Source organism: Mucilaginibacter sp. GW821-FHT07G05 (assembly GCF_059418565.1).
The window spans coordinates 80041-93789 of record NZ_JBWKQC010000014.1 but is presented as its reverse complement, the minus strand read 5'-3'; the positions used below and the strand labels follow the sequence as shown (position 1 = coordinate 93789).

Genomic DNA, 13749 nt, shown 5'->3' with positions numbered 1-13749 from the left:
TTTTAAATACGTGTCATGAGGGCCCTCTATGTTTCTCCTTTTCTTCTGATCTATTATAGTACAAAGATATGAGAGGGGTGACGAACGAAGTGAAGTCGGGGTGAGTTGTTGCCAATGCTTTATGGTATTGCGTATAAACCCACCCCGCCACTTCACAGGCCTGCGCTCGCCCCTCCGAGGAGGGGATTGGAGAATGTCGGCTTTTGCTTGATAGTCATGAGTAGTCGGAAGATTTTTTACTTCCCTCCTTGAGGAGGGGTGTGTTGGGGACTGCGGTGGCAGGGAGGTGTTTATACAGCATTTAAAGATAGCTGATGACATCTACCATAGGTAGAATGCGGCGATTGGGTTATAGCAAAGCGGTGAACCCACCCCGCAGACGCGCATTCCCCACGCTCGCCCCTCCGAGGAGGGGACTGTAAAACTAATCTCACTGTTGACAAATAACCACTCACAATTCACTACTCCCCACTCACTATCCTATTTCTCTGCTTGCATAATATTTCATTACTTTGTGGGGCCGCCAATAAAACATTATGCGCGGTTGCACATTTTAGCTTTAATGGATACGCAAAAGAAAAGGATAGCCGTACTGGGCGGAGGGAGCTGGGCAACAGCCAATATTAAAATGCTTACCGATAATACTACGGATAAAGAAATTTTCTGGTGGATGCGGAGCGTGGAGACTGTTGAGCATATCCATAAATTTCACCATAACCCCAACTATTTAAGTTCGGTAGAGGTGAGGCTGCCTGCAGAGAACATATCTACAGATATAAAAGAGATACTGGCCAATGTAGATTTTGTTTTGCTTAATATCCCTGCCGCGTTTTTAAAGGACGCCCTTACAGGCATATCCCCGGAAGATCTTGCAGGTAAAAGGATCATATCTGCCATAAAAGGTATAGTGCCCGATGAAAACCAGATCATCGGTGAGTTTTTGCACCATCATTACAAAGTGCCGCTAAATAACATTGTAGTGATCAGCGGTCCATGTCACGCCGAAGAAGTAGCGTTGGAAAAATTATCCTACTTAACCATCGCGTCGCTGGATAAAGAGCTTGCCGCCGAATTTGCCGGGATGATCAGTACCCGCTACATCAAAACCAACGTGTCCGATGATATATATGGTACCGAGTACGCCGCCGTATTAAAGAATATATATGCCATAGCCAGCGGTATTTGCCATGGGGTAGGGTATGGCGATAACTTCCAGTCGGTATTAATATCAAATGCCATACGCGAGCTGAAGCGTTTTGTTGATGCTGTACACCCTATAGATCGGGATATCAAAGAATCGGCCTATTTAGGCGACTTATTGGTGACCGCCTATTCGCAGTTTAGCCGCAACCGTACTTTTGGTAATATGGTTGGTAAGGGGTACACGGTAAAGTCGGCCCAGTTAGAGATGAACATGATTGCCGAGGGCTATTACGCGGTAAAATGCCTGCACGAGATCAATAAACAATACATGGTTAACATACCTATCTGTGAGGCAGTTTACGGTATTTTATACCAAAAAAGATCGCCCGCTATTGAAATGAAACATTTGGCCGAAAAATTGAGTTAGTATTTAAAATAACTTAATTTAAAGCTACCATGAAAAATATGTTTAAGGCCGCTATACTTGCGGCAGGTATGTTCATAGCGTTTGATACGCATGCACAATCGGTTGGTCAGGATGTAAAAAAAACCGCCAAAAAAGTGGGGAATAAAACTGCGGAGATTGCATCAAAGGGAAAATCGGCAGTGGTTGATAAGAAATATGATGGCAAGGTTGGTCCGCAGGGGCAAACTATTTACATCGATAAAAATTCGTACTACTATTACGTAAACAAAAAAGGCCGTCATATATATGTAAAAGAAGCCGACCTGGTGGCTAAACCATAATATATTGAACGTTTTATCGCTTGTTTCGTATAAAAGTACGCTGCAATAAAATGAGAGATGCTTTCAGGGAGATCAACTCTTTCTCCTGAAAGCATTAATACATAATTATAATGGCGCAAAACATCATCATTATGAAAAAATATACCCTGCTGTTAATGCTTTGCGCCATAGTGTTTGCCTCGGCCTGTTCGCCGGCCTCATCGGGCAATAAACAGTTAAAAGGCGACTGGAAATCAAAAGACGGTAAAACCAAACTCAAAATAACCGGTAAAGAGTTTATTTTGGACGACGGCGCGCCTATTAAGGAAGACTATATCGTAAAAGGCGATACGCTGCTTACCTCGTTCGAGGGTAACCAACCCTATACCGAATTTATTATTAAACAGATTGACGAGCATAACCTGCATTTGTTATTCCCCGATTCGGTAGTTGTTGAGTTTGAGCGATAAAACAAAAGCCTCCCCGCGGTTGCAGGAAGGCCTTGTAAACTAAACCAACTAAAAACTGTGCCCTAAAGCACTAAACTCATTAATAACGTTTGCGACGTTCCGGACGATCTTCACGGCGTTTGCCAGAGAAATCACGGAAACCACCACCGGTGTTACCGCTTCTTTCGCGTCTTTCGCCGCCACCTTCACGTCTTTCACCACCACGATAACCACCGCCTTCGCGTTTCTTGTAGCCACCGCCGCCGCCGCTGCGTCTTTCGCTGCTGCTAACGCCTTCGCCAGAGATTTCGATACGCACTTCACGACCATTAAATTCAATGGTTTTAAATGCTTCCATCACCTGGTTTACATCGCCGTTACCAACCTCGAAGAAAGAGTAAACACCCTTAACATCAATTTTACCAACTGTACGACCGCTAATTTTTGTAGTGTTGCAAATGTAACCCAGCAAATCGCCGCGGTTAAAATCATCAACAGAACCTAAATTGATAAACAGGCGGGTATATTCTGATGAGCCTCTTTCACGAGGAGCACGTTCGCCTAAACCATCTCTGGTGCGTCCTTCTTCGTAGGTCGCGTTCAAATCAGGTGCGTTTTTGTAATAATCTAAGAAACGGTTAAACTCAAGCGATGCGAAACGTTTGATCACATCTTCTTTGGTCAGGTCTTTGAACTCATCCATAATACGAGGGATGTATTGTTCAATTTGCTGCTCGTTAACCTGTACGTTATGTACTTTATGTACCAGTGCAAATAATTGTTTTTCGCAAACATCAAAACCTGAAGGTATTTCAGCCTTAACGAATTTTTTACCAATTACACGCTCAATCTGGCGTATTTTACCCATCTCTTTGCTGTTGATGATAGCGATAGATACACCTGTTTTACCTGCACGGGCTGTACGGCCGCTACGGTGGGTGTAGTTCTCAATTTCATCAGGCAATGAGTAGTTAATTACGTGCGTAACATCATTTACGTCGATACCACGTGCGGCAACGTCAGTAGCAATTAACAATTGCAGGCTGCGCTCGCGGTAGCGTTTCATAACCTTATCACGTTGTTGTTGTGAAAGGTCGCCGTGTAATGAGTCGGCATTGTAACCGTCTTTAATTAAAGATTCGGCAATTTCCTGAGTTTCAATTTTGGTACGGCAAAATACGATACCGAAAATTTCAGGATTAAAATCAACAATACGTTTAAATGCAGCGTATTTATCACGTGCACGCACTGTGTAGTACTCATGATCGATGTTTACGTTACCGGTGTTTTTTTCACCCATGGTAAGTTCAAACGGATCGTTCATGTATTTTTTTGCTATCCTTCTAACTTCTGAAGGCATAGTGGCCGAAAACAGCCAGGTTTTTTTCTCGTCGGGAGTGGTAGATAGAATACTGTCAATGTCTTCCTGAAAGCCCATGTTGAGCATTTCATCAGCCTCGTCAAGCACTACATATTTAACCTGCGAAAAATCTATAGCTTTACGGTTAATAATGTCAAGCATACGGCCCGGCGTGGCAACAACTATTTGCACACCGCGTTTTATCTGACGTAATTGGTCAGAAATGCTTGCACCACCATAAACTGCTACTACGTTAACGTTTTTAACGTTTTTAGAGTAATTTTTTAGGTCGTTTGTAATTTGTAAACAAAGCTCCCGCGTTGGGCATAAAATAAGCGCTTGCGGGTGATTTTCGTCGAAGTCCAGCAGTTCCAGTAAAGGCAGGCCAAAAGCAGCAGTCTTACCGGTCCCGGTTTGGGCTAATCCGACAAAATCGTTGCTGCCTGTTAACAATACCGGAATTGACTGTTCCTGGATTGGCGTAGGATTTTCAAATCCTAACTCAGAGATGGCATTAACAATATCATGACGGATTCCCAGTTGAATAAATGGGTTCATGAATTAAAATAACGAATTTGGCAACATCGCCAAATCGGGTGCAAAGGTAGGAATAAAATTTGTAATTTCAAATAGCCTTTGCAAGCTGATTTTTTAATGACAAAATTTGCATCCCGACAATTGACTATAAACTGCCTATATTTAGGCCTCAAAACTTTATAATAATGATTATCAGGTATATAAAATTGGCAGCAATTGCTGTAATCATATCTTTTACTGCGTGTAAACAAAAGGTTAACAAGCGGGCAGATATTAAATACGGCGATAACCCGGCTGCCGGAAAATACACCAGCATCCGCGGGTTTAAAATGTATTATGAAGTTTATGGCAGTGGCGAACCGCTATTGTTCATTCACGGAAACGGGGGCTCGATCAGTAATTTTAGTAACCAGATACCCGTGTTCGCCGAAAAATATAAAGTGATAGCTGCCGACAGCCGCGCCCAGGGAAAATCTGCCGACGCTAAAGATTCGTTAAGCTACGAAATGATGGCCGATGACCTGAATGCCCTGATGGATACCCTGCACGTTAAGCAGGCTTATGTAGTAGGCTGGAGCGATGGCGGTATAGACGGACTGCTGCTGGCTATGCGCCATCCCGACAAAGTAAAGAAACTGGCCATCACCGGCCCCAACTTATGGACTGACAGCACCGCCCTTGCACCATTCACCTATAATTGGATTCAGACTACAACGGATAGTCTGGCCAAAGTGGTAGCCAAGCCGGGAGCTAAAGCCGAAACGAAAACTTCTTATAAATTAATGCACATGATGGCTGTTCAGCCCAACATTAAATTGGTGCAGCTACATAAAATAACTGCCCCTACGCTTGTAATAGGCGGCGACCATGACGTGATCGTTACCCAACACCTGCTGGATATTGCCAAATCTATCCCGCAATCATACCTGTGGATCATTCCCAACTCGGGCCATGCCACACCTATCAGCAAAAAAGAACAGTTCAATAAAATAGTAGGGGACTTTTTTAGCGAACCTTACAGGAAGATTGAAGGGTTTGATACTTTTAATTAAGTTGTAAGTTGTGTGTTGCAGCTTGTGGGAGCCTAATATTTAACTGTCATCCTGAGTGTAGCGAAGAATCTGTGACGCTGTTATTCTTCATTCTGTCATTGCGAAGAATGAAGCAATTACTTCGCATTCTTTTTTTAGGCTTGTGCTGTGATTAACGTTAGTCTGCTCTTGGCCGCAGGTGCCCATTACTTTTGAGGGCAAAAGTAACAAAACCCTTGTCCAGCAAAAGGCTTCTTTGCCGCACTTGGCCTTCCCTGCAAACCGTGCAGAACTTGGGCTGGAACTTTTGCCCCCGGCCGCTATCCTCCCCACATGCAACAAGTTCCTATGCCCGCCATTGCGCTCTTGGCCGCCACAGTTCTGCCCGTTTTCGCCCGAAGCTGCTTTGCTGACGGAAGAGTTGAAATACATTTCCACGCTGTCGCGAGTTTAGCAGAGCGTAACTCGTGACATGGCATGGCGTAAGCTTTCAGCTTACATACCTAATTAATATTTGTGACGGCGGCGGGACGCCGCGTAATAGTCGTCACTCGGCCTGAGCCGGAGCGACTGCTGGGTGTTTTAAAATTCTCAAACCTTACTCACAGGCCACTCGAACCTGGCAACCCGAACCTCACTTTATTCTTTCGGTGCATTTTTAACCGGCGTTACCGGCTGCTCTTCTTTTTCGCGCTTTTTGGCGATGTCGCCGCCGTGGGGTTCATCGGCGTTGTATTGCTTGTCTTCGGGTTTTACTTTGCTTTCACCGCCTTCATCAGCCGGGCGTTTGGTTGGGGTGTCAGATGGCGATGGTTTGTCGTGTTCGTTTGCTGGCTTTGTCATGCTAAATAAACAGGGGAGGTTTGATATTGTTTATTTTGATGCGGGGATAAGTAAAGCTATCAGCCTGACCAATTCGTTAATTTTTGTTAAACCTTGCAGTTCGCTACACGTAAAAAACGTATTTATAACATATAAACTTTTACCTTTAGGGCAGGTTTGTTAATTTCGCAAGGTTAGATGCGTTTTGCGCGACTGTTATATAAATGGCTCGCCTGTTAATAAGCATCTGCAATTATTAATAAAGCATGGAAGAATTTGAAGTAAGCGCGTCGGCAAAAAAAACCAAAACGATATATATATCTACCGTTTTTGGTATTGCAATGGTATTGTTAATGATTGGTTTGCTGGGCTTAATACTGGTACATGCCAATAACCTGTCGCGCTATGTAAAAGAAAATATTGTGCTCAACATATTTGTTGACGATGCCGCGCACGAACCGGATGTAATGCAGCTGCAAAAGCAACTGGAGGCCGATCCGATGGTGAAACAAGCGCAGTACGTATCGAAAGAAATTGCGGCGCACAACCTGCAAAAAGATCTTGGCGAAGACTTTGTAAAGTTTTTAGGCTACAACCCGTTATCGCAATCGCTGGATGTTTACCTGAAAGCCGAACACGCCAACAATGCCGATATTGATAAGTTTAAAGCCGCTTTGCTTAAAAACCCGCTGGTTAAAGAGGTAAAGTATCAACAATCATTGGTTGATCAAATGAATCAAAACCTTACCTCCATTAGTGTGGTGATACTGGCTTTCGCAGGTATATTCATTGTGGTATCGGTAGCGTTAATTAACAATACTATCAGGCTGGCTATTTACTCGCAACGGTTTTTAATAAAATCAATGCAATTGGTTGGCGCTACAAAGGGCTTTATTCGCAAGCCGTTTTTATTATACGGTATATGGCATGGCCTGCTGGGTGGTTTAATAGCGGTGATCATACTGATGGGCACCCTGTTTTTAGCCATCAAACAAATCCCCGACCTGGTGATACTGCAAAGCTATACCGAGTTCGGTTTGGTGTTTGCAGTGGTAATTGGCATCGGTATATTTATATCGGGCTTTAGCACTTACCTGGCGGTTAACAAGTTTTTACGTTTAAAAATATACGATCTGTACAGGTAACAGCGATTTCGAAATTCGAATGTTCAATGTCGAAACCAACTACCCTTACAAGTCAATAATTCAAGAATAAGTAATTTAAATAATTAAAACATAAATGGCACAACAACCCGCAAAACCGGTAGCTTCAAGGGCATCGGCAACAGCGTCGAAAACGTCGGCACCGGATACCCCGGTACAATTCATATTTGATAAAGCGAATTACAAAATGCTTATCATCAGTATTGTTGTGGTAGCTTTAGGCTTTATATTAATGGCCGGCACTACCGATATTTACAGCACCACCAAAATAGTAATAGCGCCAATTGTTGTGTTAGCAGGGTTTGCATTGGGCTTTGTAGCAATACTTAAAAAGCCGGCAAGCAAAGCATGATAAATATTATACACGTTATTATCCTGGCAATCATCGAAGGGTTGACAGAGTTTTTGCCTGTGTCGTCAACCGGGCACATGATCATTGCTTCATCGGCAATGGGTATTGCCTCAAACGATTTTATTAAGCTGTTCACCATCGCTATCCAGCTGGGGGCCATATTATCGGTAGTGGTATTATATTACAAACGTTTCTTCCAGTCATTCAATTTTTACCTGAAACTTTTGGTTGCCTTTATACCGGCAGCAGTTTTCGGGGTATTATTGAGCGACAGGATAGATGCCCTGCTGGAAAGCGCGCTTACCGTAGGTATTACCCTGTTTATAGGTGGTATCATCCTGTTATTTGTTGATAAATGGTTTAACAATCCCGATGCTAAGGAGGATAAAGATGTAAGTTATCCAACCGCTTTAAAGATCGGCCTGTTCCAGTGTATCGCCATGATACCGGGCGTATCACGCTCGGCCGCTACCATTGTAGGTGGTATGACGCAGAAACTAAGCCGCAAGGCCGCTGCCGAATTTTCTTTCTTTTTAGCCGTGCCAACCATGTTTGCCGCTACCGCTAAAAAACTGCTCGATTTTTACAAAGCAGGTCACGTATTTACCGGCGAAGAAATTAAATTTATGATAGTAGGTAACGTTATCGCTTTTATAGTAGCGTTGCTGGCTATCCGTACTTTTATTACTTTTTTAGAGAAAAAAGGCTTCAGGCTGTTTGGCTGGTACCGCATTATAGTAGGCGCCATCATCATCGGTTTATACCTTACAGGCCACAACCTGGAAGTTATATAATAAAATATTAATTTTGCATTTAAGTAGCGGCGGGATCACTATCCTGTCGCTACTTTTTTTATTAGATACATACCAGTGCTTAAAGAATATACCAACATACAAGAGTTTGCCGACGGACAACTGCTGCTCATCAACAAGCCATTGCAGTGGACCAGTTTTGATGTAGTGGGCAAGCTGCGCAACTCTTTTAAACCGCTTAAACTAAAGGTAGGCCATGCCGGTACGCTCGATCCGCTGGCTACCGGGCTGCTCATCATCTGCACCGGTAAAATGACCAAGCAGATAGATACCTTTCAGGCACAGGAGAAGGAGTATACCGGGACCATGATACTGGGAGCAACCACACCATCGTACGATTTGGAAACGGAGGTTGATGCCACCTTTGATATATCGAACATTACCAACGAGCAGATCAACGTTGCTACCGCGCAATTCACAGGTGATATCCAACAATACCCGCCCGCGCATTCGGCCATAAAGGTAGATGGCGAGCGACTGTACGAAAAAGCCCGCCGCGGCGAAGATGTAGAGCTCAAACTTCGCAGCGTAACCATCACCGAATTTGAAATTACCCGTATCGAATTACCCGAAATAGATTTCAGGGTAGTGTGCAGCAAAGGCACCTATATCCGTTCGCTGGTGAACGATTTTGGCAAGGCACTAAACAACGGCGCTTACCTATCGGCACTAAGGCGTACCCGCAGCGGCGATTTCAAAATTGAAGATGCCCGCGAGGTTTTGGAAATGGTAGATATTATAAGAGAACTGAAAGTGGTTAGTAGTGAGTAGAAAGTAGTGAATGGTGAGTAGATAGTGGAAAATGTTTTAACTCCCTCTTTGCGCAGCAGAGAGGGATGTCGAGCGCAGCGATGACAGGGTGAGTCCCCCGGCGAGTTACTCGAAAAGCGCCACCCGTAGTTCTTATTTCCGGTCTGTTCCTGCTTTACGTTCATACACCTGCAGGCCTTCAACACCGGCCGGTATCCACTTCAATCAGGTTTAAATAGCAAGGGTTCTTCAATAAAAACAGTTCGCCTTTTAGCTTGCAGAATGCAGTGCCGATTACCCTTATCTAATCTGATTGTAATTCCCCTGTTATCCTTTTAAAAATCAAAACTCAAAAACGCTACATTTGTGCTTTTAGCTGACTATGAAGATCTACCACCACATTGATGATTTTACTGCAGTAGCGAACGCGGTGGTTACCATTGGCACTTTTGACGGTGTGCACATCGGTCACCGTAAAATAATAGCCGACCTTAAAGAACTGGCTGCCGAATCGGGCGGCGAAACGGTGATACTTACGTTTTTTCCGCATCCCCGTATGATACTCCATCCGGAAGATGAAAGCCTCAAACTGATCAATACCATCAACGAAAAAGCCGAACTACTGGCTGAGTTAGGAGTAGATCACCTGATCATCACCCCTTTCTCTCGCGATTTCTCAAACCAAACTGCCGAAGATTACATTCGGGATGTGCTGGTGAATAAGATAGGTACCAGGAAGATAGTTATCGGTTACGATCACCGTTTCGGTAAAGACAGGCAGGGCAGCCTGGCCGATTTTCTGCGCCTTAGTCCGGTTTATGGGTTTGACGTGGTAGAGATACCCGAGCAGGATATTAACGACATCGCGGTTAGCTCTACCCGTATCCGCGGCGCTTTGCTCAACAACGATATTGAACAGGCCAATTCATTTTTGGGCTATCCGTTCTTTATTACCGGCACCGTTATCCGCGGCGACCAGATTGGCCGTAAAATAGGTTATCCAACCGCCAATATTCTTATTGAAGAACGTTACAAGCTTATTCCGGATGACGGCATCTTCGCGGTAAAGATCCGGGTAGAAGGGTTTGACCTGAAGGGGATGGCCTACATTGGTCAGCGCCCTACGGTAAATGGCATAACCCGTAATATTGAGGTGAATATTTTTGATTTTAATAAAGAAATATATAACCAGCAGGTACGGATGGAGTTTATCCACTACGTACGCGGCGATATCAAATTCGGCTCACTGGATGAACTGACAGCTCAGCTGGCGCTGGATAAAATCGCGGTAACGAATTTGCTGGCAGAGTGACGCATGCCAAATCTCCAGCGTCATTGCTTCTCATTCTCCGTCAGCAAAGAAGCTTCGGGCGAAAGCGGTCAGAACTGTGGTAGGTAGGAGCGCAAAGGCGGGCATAGTGAACTTGTTGCACGTGGGGCGGAAATGAGTGGTGGGGCAAAAGTTCCAGCCCTAAGTTCTGACCGTTTTGCAGGGTATGGCCATGTGCGGCAAAGAAGCCTTTTGCTGGACAAGCCTTTTGTTACTTTTGGGCTCAAAAGTAATGGGGCCCTGCGCCCAAGAGCAGACTGACATAAACTACAGCACAAACATAACCTAAGCAGAGATTGCTTCGTCCCTCGTAATTAAGCCATATATAAATAACAACACCGCCAATGAAATTAAACCTCGATAAACAAGAAAGCGAATTCTTAGACGAAACCATCACCCACTGGGAAAAGGAGGGTTTGGTTGCTGCCGAGCAGGCGCAAAAGCTTCGCGATTCGTACGAGGTAAAGGGTTTCGATTGGATGCGGCTGGCTAAGTATTCGTTTTGGATAGCCCTGGTTTGCGGCATTATAGCCGTTGGTTCGCTTATTATTGATGACGATGTGATCAACTGGCTCAAAAAGCTGTATGATACGCCGGATATCCTGATCAGTTTGCTGGCGGGTATTGTGGCTACCGGCTTTTACTATTTCGGCCACAAACACAAGCGCCTGTACCCTGAAAAGTTTTTCAGTAACGAGGCGCTCATTTTTACCGGCGTGCTTTTTACCGCCTGCTGCATTGCTTATATAGGTAAAGCGCTTGATAATGGCACCGGGCATTATTCCTTATTGTTCCTGCTATCAGTAGTGGTATATGGCGTGCTGGCCTGGCGCATGAACTCCGGGATGATCTGGCTGTTCGCCCTAATATCATTGGGCAGTTGGTTCGGTACCGAAACCGGTTATCAAACCCGCTGGAGCAATTACTTTTTAGGCATGAATTACCCCTTGCGCTTTGTGCTGTTCGGTATAGTATTGGTTTCGGCTTGTTACCTGCTTAAAGGCAAAAAATGGTTCGCGCAGTTTTGGGAACTAACGTATGTGTCGGGTTTGTTGTACCTGTTTATATCGTTGTGGATGCTGAGCATATTCGGCAACCTGGGCAGTTTAGACCTGTGGTGGCAAATAAAACAGATCAGTCTTTTTTATTGGGGCATCATATCTGCCGCGGTTGCAGGAGGATTCCTATTTTATGGCTTAAAAAGCAAGGATGTTATAGCCCGCGAATTTGGTATTACCTTTTTGCTGATAGCTTTATACACCAAGTATTTCGAATACCTGTGGGATCACGTGAACCATGCCATCTTCTTTTCAATTCTGGCAGCTTCGTTTTGGCTCATAGGGCGCAAGGCCGAAAAAATATGGAACTTAAATACAGCGGATAAAAAGAAGAATGCCGACAACGATACCGCTAATGTTTAAAAAATGCGATATAAACCTGCTTAATAATATGATAGGCAGCCAGCGCGAAAAATAATACCGCGATGCTGATATTAATTACCCTGGTACTAAGCGCGAACTTGCTTTGTATATACTGCGCGAATTTGGCATAAATGTACAGGCACAAGAACGAACCCACTGCCGAACCAAAACTGAATATGATCAGGGCAACCGTTCCGTCTTGTATCCACTCATGTGTAATTACATAAGTGCCGGTAATCATCCAAAACGGAATCTGCATGGGATTTAAAAAGCCTAACAATATGCCGTATTTGATGCTGGCATGGTCGGAATATTTTGCTTTTGGCGGTTTATTGCGGTGCAGCCAGGTAATTACGCCCATAGTACCGAAAAGCACAACCATTACCCAATCGATAATAGTATCCAGCCGGGCTTGTTCTGACAGCCAGCGGGCGGCGTTCATGATGAAGTAGGTAAAGAAAAGCTCCACCACCGAAAAAGCGGCAATAAACTGCAATGCCTGTTTTATGCCACGGTTTATGGTAAGCTGTACTAAGGTTAGGTTTATATTTCCCGGCGGTATGTAGCCAATAAAATTGGCTATCAAGCCAATAAAGAAGGTTAGAAATATCATCGCCCAAAAATAATATAAAACCTCATATATGACAGTATGTAAATAATATGCCCGATAATTAATAAAAAATGAATGCGCTAAAATCCGCACCTTTGCAAATTATTACCGTACGTTAAAAAAGATGCCTGCTGATAGAATAATATCGTTATTACCCGCCGCTACCGAAATAGTTTGCGCTTTAGGACTGGAAAACAACCTTGTTGGCCGCTCGCACGAGTGTGATTACCCCGAAAGCATACAGCACCTGCCGGTATGTTCGGAAGCTAACATTCCGGATAACCTGAGCAGCGCAGCTATTGATGTTAAGGTAAAGGAGATATTAAGCGAGGCCTTGTCTGTTTACACCGTAAAGCGTGAGCAGATAAAAGCGCTGCAACCCGATGTGGTAATTACCCAGGCGCAATGCGAAGTTTGTGCGGTATCGTTACCCGAGGTAGAGCAGGCATTAGAAAATTACCTGGATAAACAGGCGCGTATCATATCGTTACAGCCAAACAGCCTGGATGATATATTTAACGATATTAAAACCGTTGCCGCCGCTTTAGGCGTTGCCGCCACCGGCGAAACATTGGTAGAAGATTTGCAGGAACGTGTAGACCTCATCAGGCATAAGCTGAAATTTATTGAGAACAAGCCTACCGTAGCCTGCATCGAATGGCTCGACCCGATGATGGTATCGGGCAACTGGATCCCCGAACTGGTAAGCATAGCAGGCGGACAAAGCATCATTGCCGAAGCCGGTAAACATTCGCCTTATATAGATTGGACGGACATCCGCCTGCAAGACCCGGATATTATTGTGGTAATGCCCTGTGGTTTTGCTATTGAGCGCACCATGCGCGAAATAGGCTTGCTATTTGAACAACCCGGCTTCAACGAATTGAAAGCGGTAAAGAACAACCGCTTCTATATAGCCGACGGTAACCAATACTTCAACCGCCCCGGCCCTCGCATAGTTGATTCTATCGAGATACTGGCCGAGATCATCAACCCGAAACAGTTTATTTTTGGGTATGAGGGTAATGGGTGGATCAAGTTTGCTTTGTAAGTATTTACGCACTCTTTTATCTTGCTTTACATATTCTCGTCATTGCGAGGTACGAAGCAATCTCTACTTAGGCTATGCCTGTGCTGTGATTAACGTTGGTCTGCTCTTGGCCGCAGTTGCCCATTACTTTTGAGGGCAAAAGTAACAAAACCCTTGTCCAGCAAAAGGCTTCTCTGCCGCACGAGGCCATTG

At 44.5% G+C, this 13749-nt stretch carries 14 protein-coding genes; 11 read left to right on the top strand and 3 right to left on the bottom strand.

The features are described from left to right. Window positions 1–562 precede the first annotated feature (562 nt). The 3 genes from AC07NA_RS24890 to AC07NA_RS24880 all read left to right on the top strand — a co-directional run bounded on the left by AC07NA_RS24890 (window position 563) and on the right by AC07NA_RS24880 (window position 2339). Window positions 563–1570: an NAD(P)H-dependent glycerol-3-phosphate dehydrogenase gene (locus tag AC07NA_RS24890; protein ID WP_494900653.1), complete on the top strand. Its 1008-nt coding sequence runs from the start codon at window positions 563–565 to the stop codon at window positions 1568–1570. Between the two features lie 29 nt (window positions 1571–1599). Then, window positions 1600–1890 (top strand): hypothetical protein, encoded by a 291-nt coding sequence (locus tag AC07NA_RS24885; protein WP_345214313.1) that lies wholly within the window; start codon window positions 1600–1602, stop codon window positions 1888–1890. 131 nt (window positions 1891–2021) lie between these two features. Beyond that, entirely contained in the window at window positions 2022–2339 is a 318-nt protein-coding gene (locus AC07NA_RS24880; protein WP_494900651.1) for a hypothetical protein, read from the top strand. Window positions 2340–2418: 79 nt separating this feature from the next. Here the strand turns inward: AC07NA_RS24880 and AC07NA_RS24875 are convergent, their stop codons facing one another. Next, on the bottom strand, window positions 2419–4236 hold the full coding sequence (locus AC07NA_RS24875; RefSeq protein ID WP_494900649.1) for a DEAD/DEAH box helicase: 1818 nt from the start codon (window positions 4234–4236) through the stop codon (window positions 2419–2421). 164 nt (window positions 4237–4400) lie between these two features. Here AC07NA_RS24875 and AC07NA_RS24870 point away from each other — a divergent pair, with 164 nt between their 5' ends. Further along, the gene (locus AC07NA_RS24870; RefSeq protein WP_494900647.1) at window positions 4401–5267 is read left to right on the top strand and encodes an alpha/beta fold hydrolase; all 867 of its coding nucleotides are present in this window, start codon (window positions 4401–4403) and stop codon (window positions 5265–5267) included. Between the two features lie 618 nt (window positions 5268–5885). Here the strand turns inward: AC07NA_RS24870 and AC07NA_RS24865 are convergent. Further along, window positions 5886–6089 carry a hypothetical protein gene (locus tag AC07NA_RS24865; RefSeq protein WP_494900645.1) on the bottom strand — a complete coding sequence of 68 codons (204 nt, stop codon included), beginning with the start codon at window positions 6087–6089 and terminating at the stop codon, window positions 5886–5888. A gap of 245 nt (window positions 6090–6334) precedes the next feature. On the opposite strand from AC07NA_RS24865, the gene AC07NA_RS24860 reads away from it, so the two are divergent. From AC07NA_RS24860 to AC07NA_RS24835, 6 genes are all read left to right on the top strand, one after another. After that, window positions 6335–7213: a cell division protein FtsX gene (locus tag AC07NA_RS24860; RefSeq protein WP_494900643.1), complete on the top strand. Its 879-nt coding sequence runs from the start codon at window positions 6335–6337 to the stop codon at window positions 7211–7213. 94 nt (window positions 7214–7307) lie between these two features. Continuing rightward, window positions 7308–7583 carry a DUF3098 domain-containing protein gene (locus tag AC07NA_RS24855; RefSeq protein ID WP_345214307.1) on the top strand — a complete coding sequence of 92 codons (276 nt, stop codon included), beginning with the start codon at window positions 7308–7310 and terminating at the stop codon, window positions 7581–7583. Beyond that, window positions 7583–8377, top strand: coding sequence for an undecaprenyl-diphosphate phosphatase (locus AC07NA_RS24850; protein ID WP_345214329.1), 795 nt, complete (start codon window positions 7583–7585; stop codon window positions 8375–8377). Before AC07NA_RS24855 ends, AC07NA_RS24850 begins: the two co-directional genes overlap by 1 nt. Before the next feature lie 75 nt (window positions 8378–8452). Then, window positions 8453–9166 carry a tRNA pseudouridine(55) synthase TruB gene (truB, locus tag AC07NA_RS24845; RefSeq protein WP_494900641.1) on the top strand — a complete coding sequence of 238 codons (714 nt, stop codon included), beginning with the start codon at window positions 8453–8455 and terminating at the stop codon, window positions 9164–9166. 361 nt (window positions 9167–9527) lie between these two features. Then, entirely contained in the window at window positions 9528–10457 is a 930-nt protein-coding gene (locus AC07NA_RS24840; RefSeq protein WP_494900639.1) for a bifunctional riboflavin kinase/FAD synthetase, read from the top strand. 362 nt (window positions 10458–10819) lie between these two features. Then, the gene (locus AC07NA_RS24835) at window positions 10820–11896 is read left to right on the top strand and encodes a DUF2157 domain-containing protein (RefSeq protein WP_494900637.1); all 1077 of its coding nucleotides are present in this window, start codon (window positions 10820–10822) and stop codon (window positions 11894–11896) included. Here AC07NA_RS24835 and AC07NA_RS24830 read toward each other — a convergent pair. Next, entirely contained in the window at window positions 11886–12509 is a 624-nt protein-coding gene (locus tag AC07NA_RS24830; RefSeq protein WP_494900635.1) for a LysE family translocator, read from the bottom strand. The two genes, AC07NA_RS24835 and AC07NA_RS24830, sit on opposite strands and share 11 nt — an antisense overlap. A 121-nt stretch (window positions 12510–12630) precedes the next feature. On the opposite strand from AC07NA_RS24830, the gene AC07NA_RS24825 reads away from it, so the two are divergent. Beyond that, the gene (locus AC07NA_RS24825; protein WP_494900633.1) at window positions 12631–13557 is read left to right on the top strand and encodes a cobalamin-binding protein; all 927 of its coding nucleotides are present in this window, start codon (window positions 12631–12633) and stop codon (window positions 13555–13557) included. Window positions 13558–13749 lie beyond the last annotated feature (192 nt).

Bases quoted from the DNA above. Each gene is read 5' to 3' on its own strand.
- AC07NA_RS24880 (WP_494900651.1), top strand. From the start codon at position 2,022: ATGAAAAAATATACCCTGCTGTTAATGCTTTGCGCCATAGTGTTTGCC.
- AC07NA_RS24830 (WP_494900635.1), bottom strand. From the start codon at position 12,509: ATGATATTTCTAACCTTCTTTATTGGCTTGATAGCCAATTTTATTGGC.
- AC07NA_RS24870 (WP_494900647.1), top strand. From the start codon at position 4,401: ATGATTATCAGGTATATAAAATTGGCAGCAATTGCTGTAATCATATCT.
- AC07NA_RS24825 (WP_494900633.1), top strand. From the start codon at position 12,631: ATGCCTGCTGATAGAATAATATCGTTATTACCCGCCGCTACCGAAATA.
- AC07NA_RS24855 (WP_345214307.1), top strand. From the start codon at position 7,308: ATGGCACAACAACCCGCAAAACCGGTAGCTTCAAGGGCATCGGCAACA.
- AC07NA_RS24840 (WP_494900639.1), top strand. From the start codon at position 9,528: ATGAAGATCTACCACCACATTGATGATTTTACTGCAGTAGCGAACGCG.
- AC07NA_RS24885 (WP_345214313.1), top strand. From the start codon at position 1,600: ATGAAAAATATGTTTAAGGCCGCTATACTTGCGGCAGGTATGTTCATA.
- AC07NA_RS24865 (WP_494900645.1), bottom strand. From the start codon at position 6,089: ATGACAAAGCCAGCAAACGAACACGACAAACCATCGCCATCTGACACC.
- AC07NA_RS24890 (WP_494900653.1), top strand. From the start codon at position 563: ATGGATACGCAAAAGAAAAGGATAGCCGTACTGGGCGGAGGGAGCTGG.
- AC07NA_RS24860 (WP_494900643.1), top strand. From the start codon at position 6,335: ATGGAAGAATTTGAAGTAAGCGCGTCGGCAAAAAAAACCAAAACGATA.
- AC07NA_RS24835 (WP_494900637.1), top strand. From the start codon at position 10,820: ATGAAATTAAACCTCGATAAACAAGAAAGCGAATTCTTAGACGAAACC.
- AC07NA_RS24875 (WP_494900649.1), bottom strand. From the start codon at position 4,236: ATGAACCCATTTATTCAACTGGGAATCCGTCATGATATTGTTAATGCC.